This window comes from Paenibacillus sp. FSL R7-0272 (assembly GCF_037969905.1).
Classification (GTDB): domain Bacteria; phylum Bacillota; class Bacilli; order Paenibacillales; family Paenibacillaceae; genus Paenibacillus; species Paenibacillus polysaccharolyticus.
Map to the genome: position 1 here is coordinate 5356303 of NZ_CP150221.1, position 22976 is coordinate 5379278.

General features: G+C 45.9%; 24 protein-coding genes. 7 read left to right on the forward strand and 17 right to left on the reverse strand.

Annotated features, from left to right (window positions below):
• Window positions 1-97: 97 nt before the first annotated feature.
• From MKY23_RS23730 to MKY23_RS23745, 4 genes are all read left to right on the forward strand, one after another.
• On the forward strand, window positions 98-799 hold the full coding sequence (locus tag MKY23_RS23730) for a phosphatase PAP2 family protein (protein WP_090924489.1): 702 nt from the start codon (window positions 98-100) through the stop codon (window positions 797-799).
• A gap of 131 nt (window positions 800-930) precedes the next feature.
• On the forward strand, window positions 931-1188 hold the full coding sequence (locus MKY23_RS23735; protein ID WP_090924488.1) for a GlsB/YeaQ/YmgE family stress response membrane protein: 258 nt from the start codon (window positions 931-933) through the stop codon (window positions 1186-1188).
• A 64-nt stretch (window positions 1189-1252) separates the two neighbouring features.
• Window positions 1253-1660 carry a YtxH domain-containing protein gene (locus MKY23_RS23740; protein WP_090924487.1) on the forward strand — a complete coding sequence of 136 codons (408 nt, stop codon included), beginning with the start codon at window positions 1253-1255 and terminating at the stop codon, window positions 1658-1660.
• Window positions 1661-1743: 83 nt separating this feature from the next.
• Window positions 1744-2109 carry a DUF5665 domain-containing protein gene (locus tag MKY23_RS23745; protein ID WP_139168946.1) on the forward strand — a complete coding sequence of 122 codons (366 nt, stop codon included), beginning with the start codon at window positions 1744-1746 and terminating at the stop codon, window positions 2107-2109.
• A gap of 23 nt (window positions 2110-2132) precedes the next feature.
• On the opposite strand, the gene MKY23_RS23750 is transcribed toward MKY23_RS23745, so the two are convergent.
• The 11 genes from MKY23_RS23750 to MKY23_RS23800 all read right to left on the reverse strand — a co-directional run bounded on the left by MKY23_RS23750 (window position 2133) and on the right by MKY23_RS23800 (window position 14400).
• Window positions 2133-3152: a magnesium transporter CorA family protein gene (locus MKY23_RS23750; protein WP_244159470.1), complete on the reverse strand. Its 1020-nt coding sequence runs from the start codon at window positions 3150-3152 to the stop codon at window positions 2133-2135.
• A 138-nt stretch (window positions 3153-3290) separates the two neighbouring features.
• The gene (locus tag MKY23_RS23755) at window positions 3291-4064 is read right to left on the reverse strand and encodes a sigma-70 family RNA polymerase sigma factor (RefSeq protein ID WP_090924486.1); all 774 of its coding nucleotides are present in this window, start codon (window positions 4062-4064) and stop codon (window positions 3291-3293) included.
• On the reverse strand, window positions 4061-4513 hold the full coding sequence (gene rsbW / locus MKY23_RS23760) for an anti-sigma B factor RsbW (protein ID WP_090924485.1): 453 nt from the start codon (window positions 4511-4513) through the stop codon (window positions 4061-4063). The genes MKY23_RS23755 and rsbW overlap by 4 nt, the downstream gene beginning before the upstream one ends.
• 18 nt (window positions 4514-4531) lie before the next feature.
• Window positions 4532-4870 (reverse strand): STAS domain-containing protein, encoded by a 339-nt coding sequence (locus MKY23_RS23765; RefSeq protein ID WP_090924484.1) that lies wholly within the window; start codon window positions 4868-4870, stop codon window positions 4532-4534.
• Window positions 4871-4957: 87 nt separating this feature from the next.
• Window positions 4958-6634 (reverse strand): response regulator, encoded by a 1677-nt coding sequence (locus MKY23_RS23770; RefSeq protein WP_339832647.1) that lies wholly within the window; start codon window positions 6632-6634, stop codon window positions 4958-4960.
• A gap of 16 nt (window positions 6635-6650) precedes the next feature.
• Complete coding sequence (locus tag MKY23_RS23775) at window positions 6651-7523, reverse strand: protein-glutamate O-methyltransferase CheR (protein WP_090924482.1); 873 nt, start codon at window positions 7521-7523, stop codon at window positions 6651-6653.
• A 69-nt stretch (window positions 7524-7592) separates the two neighbouring features.
• Window positions 7593-11318, reverse strand: a complete 3726-nt coding sequence (locus MKY23_RS23780) for a response regulator (RefSeq protein WP_336121872.1) — start codon at window positions 11316-11318, stop codon at window positions 7593-7595.
• Window positions 11315-12484, reverse strand: coding sequence for a fused response regulator/phosphatase (locus MKY23_RS23785; protein ID WP_154891721.1), 1170 nt, complete (start codon window positions 12482-12484; stop codon window positions 11315-11317). The genes MKY23_RS23780 and MKY23_RS23785 overlap by 4 nt, the downstream gene beginning before the upstream one ends.
• Window positions 12485-12847: 363 nt before the next feature.
• Window positions 12848-13192, reverse strand: coding sequence for a general stress protein (locus MKY23_RS23790; RefSeq protein ID WP_090924479.1), 345 nt, complete (start codon window positions 13190-13192; stop codon window positions 12848-12850).
• Window positions 13193-13285: 93 nt separating this feature from the next.
• Window positions 13286-13798, reverse strand: a complete 513-nt coding sequence (locus MKY23_RS23795) for a hypothetical protein (protein ID WP_222592199.1) — start codon at window positions 13796-13798, stop codon at window positions 13286-13288.
• Window positions 13799-13890: 92 nt separating this feature from the next.
• Complete coding sequence (locus MKY23_RS23800) at window positions 13891-14400, reverse strand: DUF948 domain-containing protein (RefSeq protein WP_090924477.1); 510 nt, start codon at window positions 14398-14400, stop codon at window positions 13891-13893.
• A 222-nt stretch (window positions 14401-14622) separates the two neighbouring features.
• On the opposite strand from MKY23_RS23800, the gene MKY23_RS23805 reads away from it, so the two are divergent.
• Window positions 14623-14787 (forward strand): DUF1328 domain-containing protein, encoded by a 165-nt coding sequence (locus MKY23_RS23805; RefSeq protein ID WP_090924476.1) that lies wholly within the window; start codon window positions 14623-14625, stop codon window positions 14785-14787.
• A gap of 374 nt (window positions 14788-15161) precedes the next feature.
• Window positions 15162-15656, forward strand: coding sequence for a hypothetical protein (locus MKY23_RS23810; protein WP_154891724.1), 495 nt, complete (start codon window positions 15162-15164; stop codon window positions 15654-15656).
• 105 nt (window positions 15657-15761) lie between these two features.
• Here the strand turns inward: MKY23_RS23810 and MKY23_RS23815 are convergent, their stop codons facing one another.
• Window positions 15762-16691, reverse strand: coding sequence for a cation diffusion facilitator family transporter (locus MKY23_RS23815; protein WP_090924474.1), 930 nt, complete (start codon window positions 16689-16691; stop codon window positions 15762-15764).
• Between the two features lie 245 nt (window positions 16692-16936).
• On the opposite strand from MKY23_RS23815, the gene MKY23_RS23820 reads away from it, so the two are divergent.
• Complete coding sequence (locus MKY23_RS23820) at window positions 16937-17125, forward strand: hypothetical protein (protein ID WP_090924473.1); 189 nt, start codon at window positions 16937-16939, stop codon at window positions 17123-17125.
• 107 nt (window positions 17126-17232) lie between these two features.
• Here the strand turns inward: MKY23_RS23820 and MKY23_RS23825 are convergent, their stop codons facing one another.
• The 5 genes from MKY23_RS23825 to MKY23_RS23845 all read right to left on the reverse strand — a co-directional run bounded on the left by MKY23_RS23825 (window position 17233) and on the right by MKY23_RS23845 (window position 22921).
• On the reverse strand, window positions 17233-18858 hold the full coding sequence (locus tag MKY23_RS23825) for an ATP-binding cassette domain-containing protein (RefSeq protein WP_090924472.1): 1626 nt from the start codon (window positions 18856-18858) through the stop codon (window positions 17233-17235).
• A 257-nt stretch (window positions 18859-19115) separates the two neighbouring features.
• A complete protein-coding gene (locus tag MKY23_RS23830) occupies window positions 19116-20171 on the reverse strand; it encodes an MBL fold metallo-hydrolase (RefSeq protein ID WP_339832657.1) in 1056 nt (351 codons plus the stop codon).
• A gap of 92 nt (window positions 20172-20263) precedes the next feature.
• A complete protein-coding gene (locus MKY23_RS23835) occupies window positions 20264-20536 on the reverse strand; it encodes a hypothetical protein (protein ID WP_154960158.1) in 273 nt (90 codons plus the stop codon).
• Between the two features lie 7 nt (window positions 20537-20543).
• Window positions 20544-21578 carry a cytochrome d ubiquinol oxidase subunit II gene (locus MKY23_RS23840; protein WP_090924469.1) on the reverse strand — a complete coding sequence of 345 codons (1035 nt, stop codon included), beginning with the start codon at window positions 21576-21578 and terminating at the stop codon, window positions 20544-20546.
• Window positions 21575-22921, reverse strand: a complete 1347-nt coding sequence (locus MKY23_RS23845; protein ID WP_339832664.1) for a cytochrome ubiquinol oxidase subunit I — start codon at window positions 22919-22921, stop codon at window positions 21575-21577. The genes MKY23_RS23840 and MKY23_RS23845 overlap by 4 nt, the downstream gene beginning before the upstream one ends.
• Window positions 22922-22976 lie beyond the last annotated feature (55 nt).

A 22976-nucleotide genomic window follows, 5' to 3' on the forward strand; every position in this document is an offset into this window, starting at 1 on the left:
CAAAAACGACGGTTTTACAGTTTTTTCGACAGTCGTTTCGGGTAAAGCTTTATCAGCCTTACTGAAGGACTACTCTTTATAGAAGGGGATACGTTTCATGCTACGTAATTCTCAACATCTATCATCTGAATCATCTCATGTGATGTCTTTGCAATCTCTGCTGAAATACGTCCTGATTGCTTCACTGCTAAGCTCAGCTACTGTTTTATTATTGGCTGGTGTTGGAGCCTGGCTGGGTCTGGAACGTTTAATTCGACTGGACAGTCAAGTTCAGCAAATGTTTTATCTCCACTCGCAATCCCGTCTGTCTCTGCTACCCTACACTTCCTTCATCACGGCACTGGGTTCATTTAAAATATCAGCACTTGCTGCAGCAGGGTTCGCACTATTATGTTTCTTACAGCGTCATCCCAGAACGATGATGTATGGTTATATCATCTGCGCAAGTTTCGGAATGATGTGGATTTTGAACACGTTTTTAAAAGAAATCTTTAGACGAAGCAGACCCGAACTGGATCACCTTCTCGTTGTGCATGGATATAGTTATCCCAGTGGTCATGCCATGATTTCGATGGGTTTTTACGGTATGCTTTTTGTCATCTGGGCCATCGAATGGAAGGAACGGGATGTAATTAGAAGATGGCTTCCTGTTATTTGCGGTATTCTATTTGTTCTGTTGATCGGCGTGAGTCGGGTTATGCTGGGGGTTCATTATCCTACCGATGTTTTTGCCGGATTTGCCGCAGGCTTCGTCTGGATTGGCTGTATGATTCAGGGAATAAAACACCCTGCCATTTGATCCCCTGTATCTAATTTCCAGCTTATTCATCGGACAGTTAGTTGTTTCACCATGTTGCACGGCGTTTATATACGAAGTAAGCAAACGCGAACAGACAACATCCTGCATCAAGTTGAAAGGAGGCGGTTGTTATGTGGGGCATTATTATCAGCATTGTCATGGCGATCATTATCGGTTTGATTGGAGATGCACTTGCCGGTCATAACATGCCGGGCGGCGTGATTGGTGCGATGATTGCCGGATTCGCCGGAGCCTGGCTGGGAGCACTTTTGCTTGGTAACTGGGGACCGGTTATCGGTAACTTTGCCGTCATTCCCGCCATCATTGGTACAGCGCTCTTTGTATTCTTGCTGGGGCTTGTGTCCAGACTGCTAAGACAGGCTGCCTGATTCGGGTTAGATGGTGTTCGTTGTTTCGTATTTCTTTCCTAAATTAATGAAGGAGTGATTAGACATGAATAAAGCAGAAGAGCAATATCCTGTACAAAGTGGTTCGACTTTCGCCAAAGGCATTTTCATCGGAGGTTTGTTGGGCGCTGCAGCTGCCCTGTTATTCGCCCCTAAACCAGGACGCGAATTGCGTGGTGATCTTTCTGAAAAGGTAGGTATGGTGACTGACCGTACAAAGGAAGTGGCCACAGTTGTTGGTGACAAAGCTTCTGAAATTGCCAAAACGGTATCTTCCAAAACGTCCGATCTGGCAAGAACAGTAAACCAAGGTCGCAATGACGTTATGGATTCCGTAAGAAAAGCTTCAGCAGATGTTGCTGAGGAAGCAACACGTGCATCTGAAGAAGTGGCTGCCGCTTCCGTAGAAGCGAAGGAAGATGCGCGTAAACAATTGAACTCGACAAGCCTGTAAGGCTTGATGAGATCGAGCAATGAATAGCCAGCTGCATTCCAGCTGGCTATTTTTTATCCAAAGCAAACGGAGGAATGACAGATATGAGTAAAGTCACGATTAATGGCAACACCTCAGTACCGGGAGGAACACCTGCACAGCAGTATGATACCAGTGAACATCCATTCGAATTGCGTCACGAGGTCAAGCGCCTGAACACACGGCTTGATCAGATTGCCGACAGTCTGGAGAGAGCTCAGATCAAAGACATCATTGAAAATTACAGTAGTCCCAAGAAACGAATCATTACCAACTTTACAGCAGGTATGGCTCGTGGACTTGGATTGACCGTCGGGACGTTTGTTGTGCTCGGTTTGCTTGCCTTCATTCTTAGCCAATTTGTCAATATGCCTATCGTGGGTCAATACATCGCCGACTTGCTCGGTTACATTGAGGATTACAAAAAATAAAAAAGGAACCGCCCAGTCTGTGACTATCGCGGTTCCTTTTTTCCTCTGTCCCGGTTTCCCCGAGCGGAGGACTGTGCAGATTTTACTTTTAACAAATCCCCGGTCCATCCTTTCATCATCATCCATATATACATACTGATCATGCTGCAGATGATCAGTGCAATAACAAGCACGACTCCCCATGTTTTGTCGATCAGGGGCAAATTCTCAAAATTCATCCCCCATATAGCACCTGCGGCTGTTGCAGGTGTGAATACGGATGTCACAATCGTCAGTGTCTTCATAATTTCGTTGCCGCGTACGCCTGATATCGCGTTGTCGATCGAGATTAAGGTATCAATCTCCTTTTCATAATGCTGGAACAGACACTCCATTCGTTCAACGCGGTATTGAAGTTGCTGATAGAAGCGATTCTCTGTAATTTCTTGAAGATAGGCTTCCCGGGAAGCGGCCATTAATTCGGTATAAGGAATGAACAGGTTACTCCAGTACAGCAATTCGAAGCGTGCTGCCAGAATCTGATCCATTAATGTCCGCGCATTCCGTGATTCCATTCTCCGTTCCAGGTCACGCAGATTCATCTCAAAATGATCCATACCGACATGGTAATAATGTAGAATGGCCCGAAAAAGCACAAACATACCTTCTCTAGCCTGCGTACATTGGTGCAACATGTGCATTCGTTCGCCCGATTTCATAATGCCTCTCGTATTGTCGTCCAAATTAAGCGTGACCAAATTCTGCTTGTCGACATAAAAAAACATCTGATTATCTCTTCGTTGATCTTCTCTCTCATTTTTTACAGCATATAAAAACGAGCCAAAAATAACCGCATCTGTGCCATTAAAATAACGAACGGACAAGTAGTTCGATTCGGCTTCCGGTATTTTGCTTAGCCAGTATTGCATCTCTGGAAATGACTGTTCCAGATCACGCAGTGCGCTCTCCATACTACTAGAATCCGGAGCTACCCAATCCCACCACTGCCAATCTTCGGAGCAGGATAACTGATCACGCCGAGCTTCCAGTTTGATTTGGTCCACCTGACATTCCTCCTGAACATGTTTTATTCTATTGCCACTAAATTTTCCTCTCAATCAATTCAAAAAGGACACGTATGCATTCCAGTGCAATACCGTGTCCTCGTCAAGCCGTATTGGGGCAACAATTAGAATAATGGTTCATAGCAGAGAAGCGTTAGACATAATCTGCTTCAGTTTCTCCGTAGCCCTTTTTTGAATCCGGGAGACGCTCATCTGCGAGACACCCAGTTTCTGGGCTATAGCCCGCTGTGACTGTCCATCCTGAAAGGCTAAAATAAGTACTTTCTGTTCTTGTTCCTTAAGCTGGCCTAATGCCTGCTGCAAATCCATTCGTTTTTCCACCGAATCAAAGTCATTCACATCCGCGCTGATCAGTTCTCCTAGTGTCGCAGCACTGTCATCCTGAGATAATGGAGAATCCAGAGAAACATAGTGGTAACACTCCCGACCAGCCAGAACTTCAATCGTTTCCTCCGGAGTAAGATCCAGGTACTCAGCAATCTCATTAACCCCGGGTGAACGTTCCAGCTTTACCGTCAGCTCATCAATGGCATGTTGCACCAATGCCCCTTTTTCCTTGATTCTTCTCGGTACTTGAATGTACCATGACTTATCCCGTAGATAATTTTTCATATGACCGATCATACTTTTCATCGCATACGGTTCAAATGGAATCCCCAGATTGATATCATATTGCTTCAACAATCGGATCAATGCCATTTGCCCTGTCTGGTACAGATCCTCGTATAAATCAGGTCGATTCCGGGCAATTTTACCCGCAGCCATTTTGACCATCGGCTCATACTTGCGGATCAGAACCGTAGCGATTTCGTTGTCCTGTGTTTGCTGGTATTCCCAGATCAAACCAATCGCTTCAGACATGGACTCTGGGGGAGTCACTTTCTCATTCATACTTTCTCCTCACTTTTTGCAAGACGTTTTACGAGTACTACTTTCGTACCTTTGCCCGTCTCACTTTCAACACTGACATCATCCATCAAGGCTTGCATCAGGTAGAACCCAAGTCCGCCAATCTGAGCGTCTGTCAGTTCTTTGTCATGAAGTCCGGAACGTGTTGCGGCCGGGTTCACATTCTCGAAGCTGGAACCCTCGTCTTTGACAGTGATCGCGAGCATCTCACCATCTACTTCAAAAACGACTTCAACCATACCGCCTTCATGAGAGTAGGCATACAATACGGAATTGTTACAGGCTTCGGATACAGCAACCTTCATATCCTCAATGTCTTCATAAGAGAATCCCATTTTGGACGCAACACCATATAGATTAAGTCTTACAATATCCACATATTCAGCTGTCGCCGGTAAATTCAGCGTAATTCTTTGGACTTCTGCATTCATTCCTTTTTCGATCCTTTCCTATTGGGAATTCTTCTGTGTAACAAAGAATTTAGCTATACCCGTCATATCAAAAAGTTTCTGAATTTGCGCAGGAACTTCCTGTACTTCAAAGCGAGCTTCCATTCCATGTCTGGCCTTGAGAACAGATAACAGGATACCAATCCCTGTGCTATCAATGTACTTCAGATCTTTCATGTTAATAATCAGATCCTGCTCCTTGTTGTCCACGAGCGGTTCCATTACCAAACGGAAGTCAGGAGCAACCGACAAATCCAGTTCGCCAGTCAAATACACTGTGCATACACCGTCATGTGTTTCGGTTCTTGCGTTGAATTTTTCATTTTTATTTGTATTCATTAGACATCTCTCTCCTGATCAATGGTTTCCTTACCTTATAACCCAACTTACACACGAGTGAAACAGGAAACATAACTGGTAAAAACTTCAATTGGCCTGATTCATTGCCGAACCACCCGGATTAATAACCTGGCGTTTCTTCTGATAATGGGAAAGTTTCTGTTTGACACTGCCCATTTTCACCGGCTTACTGATATAATCGTCCATTCCTGCCTCGGTACAGCGCTGCTGTATACCTTCCATTACGTTAGCTGTCATGGCTATAATGACAGGTTGGTGCTTCTGAGACACGCTTGCGCGTATTTTTCTCGTACATTCCAGACCATCCATCACTGGCATCTGCAGATCCATAAAAATAAAGTCATATGGCGACGAGTTTTCGAGCACCATGTCGAGAGCCTTCTGCCCATCTTCCGCAATATCTGAGAGAAGTCCAAGCTTGTGCAACATGATGGCCATCAACTTCTGATTGATCGGATGGTCATCCACGATTAATACCGTTGCATGTTTATCTTCATGATTAACGTCTGTCAGCTTCTCTTCGCCGCTACCCTGGACCAGTTCCGTTTCAATGTAACGCTTGGCCTGAATGGTAAACACGAAGGTAGCCCCCCGCTTTTCAGAGATATCAAGATAAATCTGCCCACCCATCATTTCGACCAGTGTTTTACAGATGGCAAGGCCAAGGCCAGTTCCACCATATTTTCGAGTCATGGACGTATCAAGCTGAGAAAACGGCTGGAACAAACGATCCACTTTCTCAGGTGCGATGCCTATTCCTGTATCTTTAACAGCAAATTCCAAAGACATATTGCCGTCCTTCTCTTCGTTCACGGACACAATGAGATACACACCGCCCTGCTCCGTAAACTTCACCGCGTTGGCAATCAAATTCAGCAGCACTTGGCGGAGACGTGCCATATCTCCATAGATTAATTCAGGCACAGCATCTTCAAGGAAAAAATCCAGTTCCAGACTTTTCTTACCTGCTTCTGCAGCGAACAGACCGAGCACTTCACGTATGCAGGAAACGAGTTCAAATGGATGCTCCTCCAGCTCCATTTTGCCGGACTCCATTTTGGTGAAATCTAGAATATCATTGATTACCGTGACGAGTGCATCGGCACTGCGGCGAACGATATCCACATATTCCTTCTGATCTTCCTTCAACTCGGTTTCCATCAACAGGTCAACCATGCCAATGACTCCGTTCATGGGCGTACGAATCTCGTGGCTCATCATGGCCAGAAACTCCGTTTTGGCATTAGCCGCAATCTCGGCTTCTTCTTTGGCCTGCACGAGTTGCTGATTCATCTTCTCCAGTTCCTGTGTCTTCTGGTGAAGCAACATTGTCTGTGTCTTTAGTCTTTTGTTGGAGATAAACATCTCTACAAAACCCTCGATTTTGGACTTCAAAATCTGGGGAATAAACGGTTTGACCATATAATCAATGGCTCCCGCTGAATATCCGGCAAACAAATGCTCAGCCTCTCTGCTATTCGCCGAAATGAAGATGATGGGCACATCTTTGGATTTGTCTCGTGCCTTGATTAATTTAGCTGTCTCAATCCCGTCCATCCCAGGCATCTGCACATCAAGTACAATGACCGCAAATTCGTCTTTGAGCAGACACCGGAGTGCCTCTTCTCCGGAATTTGCCTTGACGAGTTTGTATTGCTCTGATTCCAGAACCGCTTCGAGCGCAAGCAGGTTCTCAGGGCGGTCATCTACCAATAATATGTGGATTGGTTCATTGAGCCCCATAACTAAGCCTAACCCCCTATTTGATTTTCCGGTATATTTTTTCGGTCCGGTCTAACGGCTCATAGGCATCACTATATTCTGTAAAATGAATGGATTCTTTCGATCCCAGAACGAGTATGCCAAAGTGGCTCAAGCTCTCATGAAACAGCCCGTGCACATGGTTCCGCAGCTCATCGTTGAAATAGATCATGACATTGCGGCAAAAGATAACGTTAAACTCATTAAACGACCTGTCAGTTGCCAGATTATGTTCGGCAAAAATAATGTTTTTCTGAAGAAACGGGTGAAATATAACGGAATTATATTTCGCTGTATAGTATTCGGAGAAGGCTTTCGTGCCCCCTGCCTCCAGATAATTTGTTGTAAACAACTTCATTTTCTCAATACCGTATACGCCTTCCTTGGCCTGTTGCAGTGAGCGGTCATTCATATCCGTCGCATAGATTCGTGCCTTGTCATACAGACCTTCCTCATGCAGCATAATTGCCATGGAATACACTTCTTCACCCGTAGAGCAGCCTGCATGCCATATCCGAATATAAGGATAGGTTCTCAGAATAGGAATGATCTTCTCCCGAAACATGCGAAAAAGTGATGGGTCTCGGAACATTTCCGTTACCGGAATGGATAAATTCTGTACAAACCGTTCAAACGATGAACGATTGTGCAGTACCTTTTCCTGTAGTCCGGATATGCTTTTCACTCCTTCCGCATGCGCATAATGCCATATTCTTCTTCTTAGGGATGGCAACGCATAATTTCTGAAGTCATACCCATACAAACGATGCATTCCTTCCAGCAGCAATTCAATCTCGATCAGTTCCCGTTCTTCATCTTGCGGTATACGGATCGTATCTGCTCCCGTCTCGTTAGGTTCCCACGGTGTCATAACTTCTCTCCACTTCGTCTTTGGTTACTTGCGTATGCGTTATTCTCCTTCATTACCCAAACCATACGCTTACGAATACAGCCATACCCGCATTAACGATAACAATTGATCGGTTTGAATCGGTTTTTTCACATAATCGGATGCCCCAGCCTCAATACATTTCCCTCGATCCTCTTTCATCGCCTTGGCTGTGAGGGCAATAATCGGCAATTTATCAAATTTCGGGTTCTGTCTGATCCGTGTCATCGCCTCGTATCCGTCCATCTCTGGCATCATCATATCCATCAGCACCAGATCAAACTCCGGATTTTTCTCGAGTGCCTCCAGCGCCTCACGACCGTTCTCAGCAAATGTAACATCCATACGGTACCCTTCAAGCACACTGGATAATGCAAACACATTTCGAATATCATCATCGACAAGCAATATCTTTTTGCCTTCGAACAAGGTTTCTTTATTATGAAGCTTCTGCAAAATACGGCGTTTGTCCTCTGGCAGGTTGGCTTCTACCCGATGCAGGAACAATGTCGTCTCGTCCAATAATCGCTCCGGTGACTTCACGTCTTTGATAATGATCGATTCCGCATATTTACGAAGTTTCATCTCTTCCTTGGAATCCAGCTCTTTACCCGTGTAAATGATGATTGGCAAATCATTCAGATATTCATCATCCCGAATCTGATCAAGCAATTCGAAACCTGTCATATCCGTTAGCATCAGATCCAGTACCATACAATCGTAACGCTGGCTGTGTAATTCATTCAGTGCCTCTTGCCCTGTAGAAACAGCCGTGATAGCCACATCATCATGACCGATCAATTCAATGATTGCTTTGCGCTGAATTTCATCATCTTCAACGATGAGCAGTCGTTTTAATTGATTTTCCGTATAGGATTGGATATGGGAGAATGCTTTATCCAACGAATCTTTGCTGGATGGTTTTTTCAGATATGCGATGGCCCCCATCATCAACCCCTGTTTCATATCATCCACAACCGAAATAACATGCACCGGGATATGACGTGTTACGGAATTACTCTTCAGTTCACCCAAGATCGTCCAACCATCCATCACAGGTAGCTGTATATCCAGAATGATCGCATCAGGCAAGTATTCCCGAGCCATCTCCAGTCCAGTATCTCCCTGAAGGGCAACCAATGCCTTGAAGCCGCGGCCTCTCGCCATGTCCATCAGAATATGAGCAAATTTCACATCATCTTCGATGATCAGCAACGTTTTATCACCTTCTACGATAGTGTTAGTATCGTCTTCTATTCGTGACAGCTCTGCACTGCGAGCAGGCGATAATTCAGCCATAAGACTTTCTTCCGGTTCAGATGCCAAAATGGATTGTTGCGGAATACGGACAGGTTGAATATCCGGCACCAGCGTTTGTTGTTGTTCTGAAGATACTGCCGCTTCTCTTGTTGCCTTTTCCTCCGCCCATTCAGCCTCTTCATGATTATCCGGCAGGAACAGGGTAAAGGTGCTTCCCACGCCTTCTGAAGATTTCACCTGTATTGCCCCACCAAGCAGACGTGCCAATTCTCGGCTAATCGATAAACCAAGACCCGTACCGCCATATTTGCGACTCGTCGTACCGTCTACCTGCTGGAACGCTTCGAAGATCAGATCCGTCTTGTCTGATGGAATGCCAATGCCGGTATCTTTGATGCTGAATCCAAGATATTGCTGATTTGTATTCAGATATCCAGGCAATTCCTCTGGCTTCATACGCTTTGCAATCAGACTCACCGAACCACGGTTTGTAAACTTGAATGCATTCGATAACAAGTTCCTTAAAATCTGTTTCACTCGATGACTGTCTGTATAAATCCATTCCGGTAGTGAACTATCAAAATCAATATTTAGATCCAGTTCCTTCTTGTTAGCCATCGGACCAAAGTTCTGGGTGACAAAGCCCGTTAATTCATCCAATCGGACGGTTTCGTAGTTGATGTCCATCTTGCCTGCGTCTACTTTAGACAGATCGAGAATCTCATCAATCATCTTCAGCAAATCTGCACCTGACATATAAATGGTTTGTGCATATTCCTGCTGTTTGCTGCTGAGATTGCCATCCTTGTTCTCCGACAATAACTGAGACAATATGAGCAGACTGTTCAGTGGAGTACGAAGTTCATGCGACATATTGGCCAAAAATTCTGACTTGTACTTACTGGTCATCGACAATTGCATCGCCTGTTGTTCCAATTGTGTCTTCGTTTTCTCTATTTCATCATTTTTCTCTTCCACTTCACGTACCTGTTCTTCAAGCGCACGCGTTTTGGCAATCAGTTCGGTATTAAAATGTTCCAATTCCTCCTGCTGACGCTGTAGCAACTCCTCAGAACGTTTAAGCGCATCCGTCTGTTCTTCCAGATTCTCATTGGAACGGCGCAATTCTTCCTGTTGTGTCTGCAGTTCCTCGGATTGCACCTGTAACTCTTCCGTAAGCGCCTGCGACTCCCGCAGCAACTCTTCCACACGAAGACGTCGCCGAACATTATTGAGGATGACACCCAAATTCATAATCAACTGACCGAACAACTGCTTGTGCATCTCATTAAAACCTTCGAACGAAGCCAGCTCCACCACACCGATTAATTCGTCTTCAAACACAACCGGGTAGATCATAATTCCTGCAGCTCGCGCAGAACCCGAAGCAGAACCAATGCTCACATATTCGTCAGGTGTATGATCCAGCACAATTGGACTCATATCCAGGGCTGCCTGACCAATCATGCCTTCCCCGATCCGATACACCTCTTTACCGAGCTCCCCATTTTCTTCAAAAGCATATGAACCATAACGTCTCAGCTCATCCGGATGCTTCTCTTCGTCAATCAAATACACCACACCAAGCTGTGCACCAAGCACAGGTGTAAATTCACTGATAAACATCTGGGAAATTTGACGAATGGAGCCGATTCCCCGCAGAAGTTCGGGCACTCTCGCAATGTTGGAACTCATCCAGTTTTGATCCTGCTGAGCCTGTACATAGGCTTTCTCGATCTCAAGCTTCTCTTCCAGATCGTTAGAGACTTCTTTGAACACGTTGGCAATCTGACCGATCTCATCCGTGGATTTGATTTGAATCCGGCGGATGGTTCTATATCGCCCTTTGCCAAAACTCGTAATCATCATCGACACTGTATTCAGCCCACGCGTAATGCTAGGAAGCACCCACAGGATGACTCCCAAGGCAAGCAGTAATCCCGCGACCATAATACTGATCGTAATCTGAACCGCTCTGGTATATGCAGCGTTGGCATCTTTGATCTCGGCATCAATCTCCTGATCCTGATAACGAGACAATGCATTCAAGCTGTCCACCGTTTCCTTCTGCACCGCAAGTCCAGTGGAATTACGATAACTGTTAGCGTCCTCCACCCGTTTCTGGGACATCAAGCTGGTTATTCTTGTTGCATAATTCGTGTAAGCATCCCACGCATTATTCACACGGTCTACAAGTTGATGTTCAGAAGCGGTATCTGCCCGGTCTCTCACCTGTTCTAGATAACGGACACCTCTGTCCTTCATTTTCTTCAGATCTGCTTCTGTCGCGTTGACCGAATTGCTCGGGTTTAACAACAAGTTAGCTAGCACTTTGGCAATATCATTGACTTCTCCACGTGCCGCGGAAGTAAATCGCACCTTGAGATAACGTTCCTGATACATCTGATCGATCTGTTTATTACTGCTGTTAAGCCGCTCGTAGCTTACAAAAGTAAGAGCAATCATAATGGCCATCAAGGCGGTAAAACCAATCAGCAGTTTATTTCTGATTTTCATTCCGTTACCGCCCCTTTATCTAACGTAATCCATACGAGACACTTATCATCATCCCGTTCCGGATTCAATTCATCATCGAAGAACAAAGCCTGCATCGCCTCTTCATTCCATGCATGGGAGCCTCTTAATTGTTCTTTCAAAAATTCCAACTGTTGCTCCTGATCGCCCTGAACGGCTTCAAGCAAGCCATCCGTATACAGCGCAATATGTCCATCGCCTTCGTAATGAATAGTCTGCGGTTCAATATCCATTTTGTCGAACAATCCCACTGGGTAGCATACGCTGTCAAATGAAGTTACACTGCCGTCACTGCGGAAAAACAGAGCTGGAGGATGCCCGGCATTCACATAATCAATCCGTTTCATACGCGTGTCTACGACTAAATAGATCGCTGTAAAGTAGTACTGCACCAATTGTTTTCCCAGATGCAACTGGTTAAAGCGACGATTTAACTCCTGAATAACCTTCTCCGGGTCTACATATGTCGTCACTGTATCCTTCAGCACAGATGCGATAAACATCGTGAACAGGGATGAAGATATGCCATGTCCCATCATGTCCAGAAGCAAAACCCCATATCGTCCCTCTCCAAGCGGGAACCAGGAGTAAAGATCACCTGCGAGCTCAAAAGATGGTTTATAGATGGCATGTACCTGAAACAACGGATCTTCGATGGCATGACTCAGCACGGCACTTTGCACCATTGCTGCAAGTTTAAGCTCATCCTGAATCCGCTGGTCACGCTCCTTGTGCCAGTCTTTCTCCTGTTTCAGACGTAAGGCCAGCCGGATTCGGGCCATCAATTCCACTTTGTTAATCGGCTTCGTTACATAGTCCGATGCACCTGCATCGAGCGCTTCGGCCAGCTTCTTGGAATCACCAATCGCAGTCACCATAATAATCGGGATATCTTTCAGGTTTTCATATTTTTGTACAATACTGCATGCTTCGATGCCATCCATTTCAGGCATCATCATATCGAGCAAGATCAGATCAATATCCGACGGCTTGGGACGTAGTTCGCTGTTATCTTCACCAATTCCCAATACTTCGAACATCTCCATAGCTGAGCTTGCTGTCACAATATCGCGGTAATTTTCTTTTTTCAAAATTTCTCGAATGATAATGACATTCGTCGGATTGTCGTCAACAATAAGTATTCTCATTTCTATCTCCTTATCTTTGGCGTCCGGGTTTGTCGATAGTTATCTATTCAACGAACAACCTTATTTATACAAAATTTGCATCTAGAGCGGGCAGTAGACATAACAATTCCTAGTCTAACTATAATGATAAATCCAGAAAATGACTATCAGCAAATCAAACCATTAGAGGTAGCTTTCCCTTGATTTTATGGTTTTTGCACCGGTTTATACCAGGGGTTTGGCCCATGACTGAGGCAGAACTTGCAAAAACATAGATAAGGAATGGGGTTTCCCCCATTCCTTATCTATGTTTTTGATTAAGTCTGTCCCGGTTCACCGCAGGGCACTACTTGATATAACACTCCTACGCTCAGGATGTACATATTAGTCTTTCTTTTTGGCAATGATCAGTACCTTGCCTTTATCCAATTCACTTTCATAGAAATCAGCCTCGGCTTCGGTAAAACCCATCGATACGATTTTGGCCCGAAGTTCGTCACCGCGTGAACGGAACAGATTCGCCATGGAATCAAATAAACCTTCCTCCTTGATGCCAATCTCGTTAGCATCTGCGGTATCTGCAATGCGATCTGTACGATCCTTCTCATGGGCAAGAACGAAGATATGATCAGCTAAGTATCCAGTCGTCTGCAGTTCTTTCACCGCTTCTACTGCTTGAACTCCGTTTTCTACCACTTTGGCATACGCCTGTGCATTGGTTGAATTCATCGTTTCCACTCTCCTCTGATTAATCTTCTTTATCGCGCTCTTATAGTATATAACCATACTATTTTACGTTGAAACGGAAGTTGGATCAGAATCTCAGGAAACCGTATCGTCGAAAAAGTCAACAGCGTCAATCTGCTTAGAGCCTGATTTCATATATACTTTAATCGCGTAATGACCACGAAGAAACACCTCGCCATCCTCAGCAACAGCGTAAGGCTCGCCCAAGATTTGATGAATAGCATCCATGTGCATTGGGACAGACTCCCCATTCAAGTTCAAGTAGTTATGCGAACCATCCACACGTATGAACTGAATCATGTCTGTGTCTTCACATATCCCCACATTTACATGACGAAAATGATATTCTGGACATCCCATATAAGGATCTTCTTTGATGGCATCTGGCTGACCTAACTTGGCAAATAATTCATGCTTTCCATCCTCTAGTGAAACGCCATTCAGAGTCCGAAACTGCTCGAACGTCTCGGAACGATCCATAGCCAGAGTCATCTCTGGCTCCTGTTCCTCCATTACCGTCCATTGCATGTCGTGAGCAGCTGGTGTTGCTGCCGGTTGAACGGAAAAGGGAGAAATTACGCTAAACATAGTCACTAGCAGTAGTTTCATCATGATTCTCACCCTTTCATCAAGTTCATCACCGCCCTGAAGGCTTCATCGATTATCAGAGAGCAGTCATGTTATTTACGCATCCGTTGCCACACATTAGCGGCGAGATCAATATAATTCATCCAGTTCTTCCCGCCCTTTGTTTTATCCTGATATGTAGCTTCGTAGGATTGCACGGTGCGCTCCGCAGGCGTCGCAGGTGGAGCTGTTACCTGATTGGATTCGGACGTTTTGCCTGCTTCTGCTTTGGATGGTCTATTCTGAAATCGGGTCATCAGTGTAGTGGACACCTGCTTGGCAGCTGCCGTTACTTCACTCAGAACTTCTCCCAAATTCTCAACGGATTCCATTACCGGGTCAATCTTCTTCATTTTGTGCTGTACATCAGCCGTAATGTCATTGGCATGTCGTACTGTCTGTTTTACTTCATAACTGAGTTCATCAATCGTTTTTTGTACTTCCTGCAGTGTCTGAGAAACATTGTCCAGTGAGCTCTGGGCAGATTTTAACGTGCGAATCAAAAAGAAAACCAGTACAGCAAATGCCACTGCGATTAGGGCCACGCTCAGTTGATAGATCATAAAAGAACCTCTCTTTCCATGATTGCGTTCGGTTTTGTTATTGCTATAGTTACCCGAGGCTTTCCCGGGCGAAACAAAAGAAAAATGGTCCTTCAGCGATGTATAGAAGAAGAAAAAAACACCATGTTTCAAGTCATTGGACCTCGGTTAAGGTTAGACTACACAGGGCAGTGAGACAGCACAGTTCACGCCACAAACTTTAACACGAAAGGATGAATTCTCATGTTAAAATGGTCTGTCATATTTCTGATTATTGCACTGGTTGCCGGTATTTTCGGGTTCTTCGGAATTGTTGAAGCGGCTGCTTCGATCGCAAAAGTACTGTTCTTCATCTTTGTAGTACTCTTCGTTATCTCCCTCATTACGGGACGAAGCCGAATGCGATAAAAGCGGATGTCTGAATCTGATGATTGCATTACATACGAAAGCCGATGATGCCTCCGGGCGCGTCGGCTTTGGTGCGTTCCAAGACAGGTACACCTACCTATTTTCTATATTTATGTATTACACTCCCTCCTGCTTTATTCCAAAACACACCGCCGAAGAGTCCTGAAAAACAGGACTTTAATGATATAGTCAGCCCGATTTTATGCCTCGTAAGTCTGATTTTTACAGGCTTTCTATTTACCCACATATGCGCCAGTTGACTCTGGAGGAACCAAGAAAAAATTGTTATAATTTGTGATTCATAGACCAGCTTGCTTGGTTACTTTTAACACAGGACATCAAAAACTACATATTTAACCGAGGAGGAAAAACAAATGAAAAAAATCGTAAGTTTTGCCGCTGCTTTAACATTGATGGGTTCCATGGCTGCCGCTGCAGGTGCTGAGGAAGCGGTTACCGGCACGGTAACACCAACAACTTCCGGTACTGAAGCAACTACAACTTCACCGGCAACAACAAAACCGGCTGTAGAAGTGAACAAACCTGCTGTTCAGACTGTTGAAGGCAAGGTTGAAACCGTTACAGGCAGTACCTACAGCGTAAATGGTAATAATCCTGTGCCTGGATCTGACTTAATGTTTGAAGAGCCGCTTGTAAAACCGGGTGACGAAGTTGTAATGCCAACCATGTTGCTCAACTTGCTGGAACGCACATGGTTCTATGATGCACCAAACGGTAAACCAATCGGTGCTCTGAGCGCGCAAGTTGTTGATACAACAGGTGAAATTGTTGACGGATTCGACGGCGGCGAATGGGTCCAAGTATACACTTGGAAAGGTAAAGCCTGGATTCACGTTGCGATTCAATAATATCGTATAATCGTTTCTAACATAAGTAAAGAGGACAGTACGCCACACTCGCGTCTGTCCTCTTTTTGATATATCTATTTTGTGAAAACTCCTGCTTTAAGTGATTTATGGCAGGTGTGTTTCTTCAGATCGAGGCTCTACATGTACATGAACGTGCATAATGTTATGCGAACGTTTCAGTCGTGCCTCCACCTGATTACAGATTTCATGACCTTCTACCAGTGTTAATCCTCCGTCCACTTCAATGACTACATCTACCAAAACATGGCTACCATGTACTCGTGCCTTCACATCCTTGATCGTTTCTACACCAGGAACTCGGGCAACGGCAGATCTTAAATCCGTCAACTGCTTTTGATCAAATCCATCGGTAAGCAGATGAGTCGAATCACGGAAAATTTCCCAGGCTGTTTTACAAATTAGCAGACCTACCAGGATAGCAGCCACTTTATCCAGCCAAGGGAGTCCGAATTGTGAACCAACGATGCCGACGGCAGCACCGATACTCACCCAGGCATCGGAACGATTATCTTTAGCCGCCGCGTGCAAAGCCTGGCTATTAATTTTCTGGGCTAGACGCGAGTTGTAACGGTACACCCCCAGCATAACCACAGCACAGATCAAAGCTACGCCGGCTGCCCACAGGTTCGGAGCAGTGTAATCGCCAGCATACCAGGATCGTACCGCCTCAACCAATACTTGAAGTCCTACAACTGCCATAATAAATGAGGCAAGTAATGCCGCAATCGTTTCGGCCCGAAAATGACCATAGGCATGATCCGAATCCGGCGGTTTTTGCGATATGCGCAGGCCAACTAATACCGCGACAGAAGCCACAATGTCCGTAGCATTATTGATTCCGTCTGCAACCAGAGCACTGGAAGCAAACAAATATCCACAAATCAACTTAAATGCAGATAATACGAGGTACGCCGCGATGCTAATCCAGGCTCCCCGCTCTCCTTTACGTATCTCTTCATAAGCGTTCAAGGGGACGACACTCCTTTTCACGTTTCCAATAACTAGTTTTTCCATGGTACCAAATGCAAGCCGTGTGGGTCTATAGAAACAGTGTTGCCGGGTAGCATGGCTGTAGGCAAGCCGAAACAAAGTTTCCAAGAGGCAGGGCTTTAGTGATGAAGAAACAATGTTGGTTCAGGTAAAACTGGTGGAAAACGGCATTTTATCAGGTTGCCCTTGTGAGGCCTTTATAAAACGTATAAAATGAGTACATCCCGTCCAAATTGGACGGCTTACTGCAAGACCGGGAGGGATATATAATGAGCGAAAATAATGAACCGAAAAAGGTCAGCTTGCAAGACGCGATCCGTCAAAAGCTGGCACAAAAGAAAGAACAGCAAAACTCCGGCAACCAGTCGGGTGCTTACTTTGAAGGCGGCCCTAAAGCCATGAAGAGCCAGAACAACAAAAAGCCGAACAACCAGCGTCGCCGTACAGGCGGGTCTTAGGTTCGCGCCAGCATAAGAGCTGTATATCAGCATGAGCACGACAAAAAACCGCATGCCCTCCACTAGGAGGACTTGCGGTTTTTGGCTTGCACGTAGTTAAAGTGGAATTAAGCTTCCACCGGGTACATTTTGTTGCGCAGTTCTTTGATTTCGTCGCTTTCCAGATATTCATCATAGCTCATTTGACGATCAATCAGGCCTGTAGGCGTGATTTCGATAATCCGGTTTGCGATCGTTTGGATGAACTGATGGTCATGGGAAGTAAACAACATCGTTCCATCAAAGTCAATCATACCATTATTTAGTGCAGTAATGGATTCGAGATCCAAGTGGTTCGTTGGCTCATCGAGAATCAATGCGTTTGCACCTGTCTGCATCATTTTCGCCAGCATACAGCGAACTTTCTCTCCCCCGGAGAGTACGCTAGCCTTCTTCTGGGACTCCTCACCAGAGAACAACATACGGCCCAGGAAGCCACGCAGATACGTTTCATCCTGATCTTTGGAATACTGACGCAACCAATCTACGAGTGTCATATCCACACCGTCAAAGAATTGGGAGTTATCTTTCGGGAAATAAGCCTGAGTTGTCGTCACACCCCAAGTATATTCACCGCTGTCCGCTTCCGTTTCACCCATGAGAATATCAAACAACAGTGATTTGGCATTTCCGTTCGGGCCAACAAATGCAATTTTGTCACCTTTGTTCACCACAAAGCTCACATCTTTCAACATTTCCACACCATCGACGGATTTGTGAATACGATCCACGGTCAGCAATTGTTTCCCTGCTTCACGCTCAGGTTTGAAGTTAATAAACGGATATTTACGGTTGGATGGACGAAGGTCATCCAATGTGATTTTGTCGAGTTGTTTCTTCCGGGAAGTCGCCTGTTTGGACTTCGAAGCATTCGCGGAGAAACGTTGAATAAAGGCTTGCAGCTCTTTAATTTTCTCTTCTTTTTTCTTGTTAGCATCCCGTTGCAACGCAAGAGCCAATTGGCTGGACTCATACCAGAAGTCATAGTTACCTACGTACATCTGAATTTTACCAAAGTCAATATCTGCGATATGCGTACATACCTTGTTCAGGAAGTGACGGTCATGGGATACAACAATAACGGTGCCTTCATAATCCATCAAGAAGTTCTCAAGCCATTGAATGGATTCGAGATCCAAGTGGTTGGTAGGCTCATCGAGCAACAGGTTGTTTGGACGGCCAAACAACGCTTGTGCCAGCAATACGCGGACTTTTTCGTTCCCGCTCAGCTCTATCATTTTTTTGTCATGCATGTCACGATCAATGCCCAGACCGATCAGGAGTGCCGCTGCATCCGGCTCAGCATCCCAGCCGTTCTGCTCAGCGAACTCCCCTTCAAGTTCACCTGCACGCAAACCGTCTTCTTCTGTGAAGTCTGCCTTCGCATACAAAGCATCCTTCTCTTTCATGATGGAATACAGACGAGCGTGACCCATAATAACCGTTTCGAGAACCGGATACTCATCATATTCAAAGTGGTTTTGCTTCAAAACGGCCATACGTTCGCCCGGGGTGATGTGCACCTCTCCCGAGTTGGCTTCAATCTCACCGGACAAAATTTTCAAAAACGTTGATTTGCCGGCTCCGTTCGCACCGATCAGGCCGTAACAGTTGCCTGGCGTGAATTTGATATTCACATCTTCAAAAAGTGCACGTTTTCCGTAGCGGAGCGTGATGCCGCTTGTACTGATCATTAAGCATACCATCCTTTATTCGTTAATCTGCATACTGCATGAATAGCAACCTGCGTAAAATCATGGATTCAATATCCGATGCCTATTCTGGCACCATATTATAACACAAAAAAGCGGCAAATTCGAAAATCAGCCGCTTTTTACGGATTAAAGTTTTGGTAAATATGCTGTTCATGCACGTATGTTTATAGATTACCATATCTGGCTGGCTTTTGTTAGCCCAGTTATTGTACTTTTCATGGAATTTTAATGAATAATCACTCGGTCTCATCAGCTTCATGTCGAATGCGAAGAGTCTCGCCATGTCCCAGCACCCGAATCCGTTCCTTGGCAATACCGAGCCGTTCTCTCTCCGCCTCCAGCCGGTCCAGTGCTTCCTTGGGTGTGTCGTCCGCCAGCTTGAAGGTTCCATAATGCATGGGCACCATAAGCTGTGAGCCTGTCTCCACGAATCCTTGCAAGGCTTCCTCTGGTGTCACATGCTGGGAAGTCATAAACCATTCGGGATCATACGCGCCAATCGGCATCAGCGTTACGCCAATGTCGAAGCGTTCACCAATCGTTTTGAACTCCTTGAAATACCCGGTATCCCCGACAAAATACAGGACAGGTGGATAACCTGCTGCTTGTTTGTCATCGTGAGCTTTCTGCGATTCAGAAATTGCTGAAGCGGGCTGTTCCGGCACTTCTCTTGCTGCCGCACTCTCTTCTGATGCATGTACGACATGATTTGGCTCCAATACGTAACCGCCCCAGTGGGACGTATTGGTATCAAATAACGTTCGGCGTGTCCAGTGCTGAGCAGGCACAAACGTAATCTTCACTCCACCAAGCACCATATGATCCCACCATTTCATCTCCTGACAGCGGTGAAATCCCTTACGGATCATCTTGCGTTTCAAGCCGTCCGGCACAATCAGCAGTGTCTTCGATGTAATCAATTTGCGCAGGGAAGCCAAATGCAAGTGATCATAGTGTGAGTGAGAGATAAGGATGACGTCGAGCGGTGGAATATCCTGAATCGGAATGCCGGGTTCACCCAGCCTGCGTTGGAATCCCATCTTTTCCGCCCACACCGGGTCGGTCACGATATTCAGTCCATAATATTGGATGAAAAAGGTGGAGTGTCCGATCCACGTGATCGTGGTTTCTTCCCGGTTGGCATGTAAATAATCCAGTTCAGGCTCGTGCTTCGGCACCTTGTAGGAATAGTCCTTTACTTTGCGACGCCGCTGTTCTCTCCACTGCTTGAACTCCTTCAGTGTTTTGTCTGTACTGACATTATCGATATTGTTATAACGAATTTTGGGCATGAAGGGGCCTCCTCCCTTCCTCAGTTCTTAACATCAGATTACCCGTATCGGCAGTGGACGTACCACCTGACATAAGTACAGTGTCAATGTAATCAGTCCTTTGGATTTTTGCATACCGCCATATAGATAAACAGAAAGACAATCGCGGTCACCATAATCAGAGGCGGAGCATACATGATCGTAAACGTCTCAAAAAAGCTAAGCCCCGTGATGCCCGGTATGCCTTTCACCCCTTCTTCCAAAAGCGGATGCAAGTGCAATCCCGGATAAATACCTGCGGGCCATGCAGATCTCAGCACCGAAAGTTGCCGGGGTAGCAGAGCAGACAGCATATAGAGAATATTCGAAATCGTCGTCGCAAACATGGCGAAGTCATCCTTTCTTTTTCCCGGCGTTACCGCGTACATAATTGGCATCAAACAGGAACAGCTTCATAATCAGCACCAGAGATGGGATGAGCACCAGGAGCCCGAGACTGAATGCTGTGATCAGTGCAATCCCCATCGTTCGGTTCGTGAAGCTATCGTAAATATTGATGTACGGGTACAGAATATAGGGCAGATGTGAGCGACCATATCCGTACCAAGCAAAGGCAAACTGGAGCATCACCGCGATAAAACACCAGCCCAGGTATTTCTCCTTCCACACAAGCGACACCGCGATAACAAAACAGATAAAGGATGCGATAAACATCCAGGACATGTCCACCATACGTTCAAAGTGGGCCGGATTTTGTTTGTTAATTTGTAGAAAAGCCAGAAAACTCGCAAAAATCGTGGGCAAGCTCCACAGCAGCGCATACTCCCGAAGTACACCAAAGGCCGGTTCATCCCCGGCCCGCTTCGCGTAATAGGACAGGAACATCGCCGAAATGTACAGTACACTCACCAAAGCGAGCAATACAACAGACCATGTATAGGGATTTGTCAAAAATTCACGCCAGCGAAAGAACACCTTTTCGCCCACCTGTTCGATAATCCCGCCTTCGGATATCGCCAAAATGGTGGAGAACACTGCCGGGATTAGCAATCCCGTTGCTCCGTACAATGCCAGATAGATTCTGCTATTTTTCCCGTGGTTACCATAAGTATTGTAGGCGTAATACACCCCCCGGATCGCCAGTAGCACAATCGCCAGCGAACCCGGAACAAGCAGGGCTGTACCGTAATAGAACGCACTGTCGGGATAGAAGCCGACCAGCCCCACGACAAAGAAGATGAGAAACACATTTGTCACTTCCCACACCGGTGAGAGATAACGCTGAATAATGTTATGAATTTTGTTTTCATGTCCGGTCAATATGCTGTAAAAACTGAAGAAACCCGCGCCGAAGTCAATCGACGCCACGATCAGATAACCGAACAGAAACGTCCATAATATCGCGATGCCCGCAATTTCAAAGCTCAATGCACGATGCCTCCTTCCAGGCCGAACGAATCCAGTTCTTTCTCCGCCTCTTTGTTGCGGAACAGCTTGCTGATGACGCGGATGCATGAGAAACACAGCACCAGATACAGCAGAATAAACAGCACGAGCATCCACCCCACCGAAGTCGAGGTCGTCGCCGCCTCGGACACCTTCATATATCCGCGCAAAATCCAGGGCTGTCTGCCCACCTCGGCAAACATCCAGCCAAGCTCAATCGCAATCATCGCCAGTGGCCCGAGAAGCACGATGCCAAGCAGTAGCCATTTCGGATAAGGTTTGCGTCCGGGCAGCCAGCGGCGTAACACGTACAACACGGGGATCAGCAGGATAATGACTCCTGTTGTTACTTTCAGGTCAAACATATAATGAATGGACAACGGCGGCCTGAGATCGGCGGGATATTCCTCCAGTCCCTTCACTTCTGTATCCGGTCGGTTACCAGCCAAAATGCTCAGCGCATAAGGAATTTCGATGGCATATTTGACCTCGTTGTTTTCATCGAGAATACCGCCATACACCAGCGGTGCTTCCTTCATCGTTTTGAAATGCCACTCGGCGGCAGCCAGCTTCTCCGGCTGATATTTCGCTAGAAATTTACCTGAAGAATCACCGATCATGACGGTGCTGATTGCAAATACAAGCGCAGAAACGGTTGTGAGCTTGAGCGCTTTTTTGTAATACACATGATCTCGTCCTCGCAGCAGACTGAATGCCGCAATCCCTGCCAATACACCGGCACTCAAGGTATAGGAGGAAGCAAGCACGTGGGATACTTTCGTTGGTGTCGCCGGGTTAAGCATCGCGGCAATGGGATCGATATCTTTCATGATGCCGTTAATCAAGGTGAAACCTTGTGGCTGGTTCATGAACGAGTTCACGGTTGTGATAAATATCGCGGAAGCGGATGAGCCAAGAGCGACCGGAATGAGCAACAACATGTGCGTGTATTTCTTTTTGAAACGATCCCAGGTGTACAAGTAAATCCCGAGAAAAATCGCTTCTACGAAAAAAGCAAATGTCTCCATAAAAAGCGGCAACGCAATCGCTTGACCAGCGACACGCATAAACATGGGCCACAGCAAGCTCAGCTGTAAGCCGATGGATGTGCCTGTGACTACACCTACGGCCACCGTAATGACAAAACCTCTCGCCCATCGACGAGCCAGCAAGGTGTAATGAATGTCATTGGTACGTAGCCCCCGCCATTCAGCCAAAGCAATCATGAGCGGAACACCTACACCAATGGAAGCAAAGATAATATGCACAAACAGGGTCAGACCGGTTAGAATCCGGCTGAGCAGTACAGGGTCCAGAGATGACATGGGTACACTCCTCTTTCAGCGTAATCGTTATCGTTGTTTGATTGTTTCGTTGAAT

Bases quoted from the DNA above. Each gene is read 5' to 3' on its own strand.
- MKY23_RS23825 (WP_090924472.1), bottom strand. From the start codon at position 18,858: ATGATCAGTACAAGCGGCATCACGCTCCGCTACGGAAAACGTGCACTT.
- MKY23_RS23775 (WP_090924482.1), bottom strand. From the start codon at position 7,523: ATGACACCGTGGGAACCTAACGAGACGGGAGCAGATACGATCCGTATA.
- MKY23_RS23810 (WP_154891724.1), top strand. From the start codon at position 15,162: ATGAAAAAAATCGTAAGTTTTGCCGCTGCTTTAACATTGATGGGTTCC.
- MKY23_RS23835 (WP_154960158.1), bottom strand. From the start codon at position 20,536: ATGTTTGCGACGACGATTTCGAATATTCTCTATATGCTGTCTGCTCTG.
- MKY23_RS23800 (WP_090924477.1), bottom strand. From the start codon at position 14,400: ATGATCTATCAACTGAGCGTGGCCCTAATCGCAGTGGCATTTGCTGTA.
- MKY23_RS23815 (WP_090924474.1), bottom strand. From the start codon at position 16,691: ATGGAAAAACTAGTTATTGGAAACGTGAAAAGGAGTGTCGTCCCCTTG.
- MKY23_RS23770 (WP_339832647.1), bottom strand. From the start codon at position 6,634: ATGGGGCTCAATGAACCAATCCACATATTATTGGTAGATGACCGCCCT.
- MKY23_RS23795 (WP_222592199.1), bottom strand. From the start codon at position 13,798: ATGTTTAGCGTAATTTCTCCCTTTTCCGTTCAACCGGCAGCAACACCA.
- MKY23_RS23745 (WP_139168946.1), top strand. From the start codon at position 1,744: ATGAGTAAAGTCACGATTAATGGCAACACCTCAGTACCGGGAGGAACA.
- rsbW (WP_090924485.1), bottom strand. From the start codon at position 4,513: ATGAATGCAGAAGTCCAAAGAATTACGCTGAATTTACCGGCGACAGCT.
- MKY23_RS23730 (WP_090924489.1), top strand. From the start codon at position 98: ATGCTACGTAATTCTCAACATCTATCATCTGAATCATCTCATGTGATG.
- MKY23_RS23785 (WP_154891721.1), bottom strand. From the start codon at position 12,484: ATGAGAATACTTATTGTTGACGACAATCCGACGAATGTCATTATCATT.
- MKY23_RS23790 (WP_090924479.1), bottom strand. From the start codon at position 13,192: ATGAATTCAACCAATGCACAGGCGTATGCCAAAGTGGTAGAAAACGGA.
- MKY23_RS23735 (WP_090924488.1), top strand. From the start codon at position 931: ATGTGGGGCATTATTATCAGCATTGTCATGGCGATCATTATCGGTTTG.
- MKY23_RS23820 (WP_090924473.1), top strand. From the start codon at position 16,937: ATGAGCGAAAATAATGAACCGAAAAAGGTCAGCTTGCAAGACGCGATC.
- MKY23_RS23845 (WP_339832664.1), bottom strand. From the start codon at position 22,921: ATGTCATCTCTGGACCCTGTACTGCTCAGCCGGATTCTAACCGGTCTG.
- MKY23_RS23805 (WP_090924476.1), top strand. From the start codon at position 14,623: ATGTTAAAATGGTCTGTCATATTTCTGATTATTGCACTGGTTGCCGGT.
- MKY23_RS23740 (WP_090924487.1), top strand. From the start codon at position 1,253: ATGAATAAAGCAGAAGAGCAATATCCTGTACAAAGTGGTTCGACTTTC.
- MKY23_RS23755 (WP_090924486.1), bottom strand. From the start codon at position 4,064: ATGAATGAGAAAGTGACTCCCCCAGAGTCCATGTCTGAAGCGATTGGT.
- MKY23_RS23765 (WP_090924484.1), bottom strand. From the start codon at position 4,870: ATGAATACAAATAAAAATGAAAAATTCAACGCAAGAACCGAAACACAT.
- MKY23_RS23830 (WP_339832657.1), bottom strand. From the start codon at position 20,171: ATGCCCAAAATTCGTTATAACAATATCGATAATGTCAGTACAGACAAA.
- MKY23_RS23780 (WP_336121872.1), bottom strand. From the start codon at position 11,318: ATGAAAATCAGAAATAAACTGCTGATTGGTTTTACCGCCTTGATGGCC.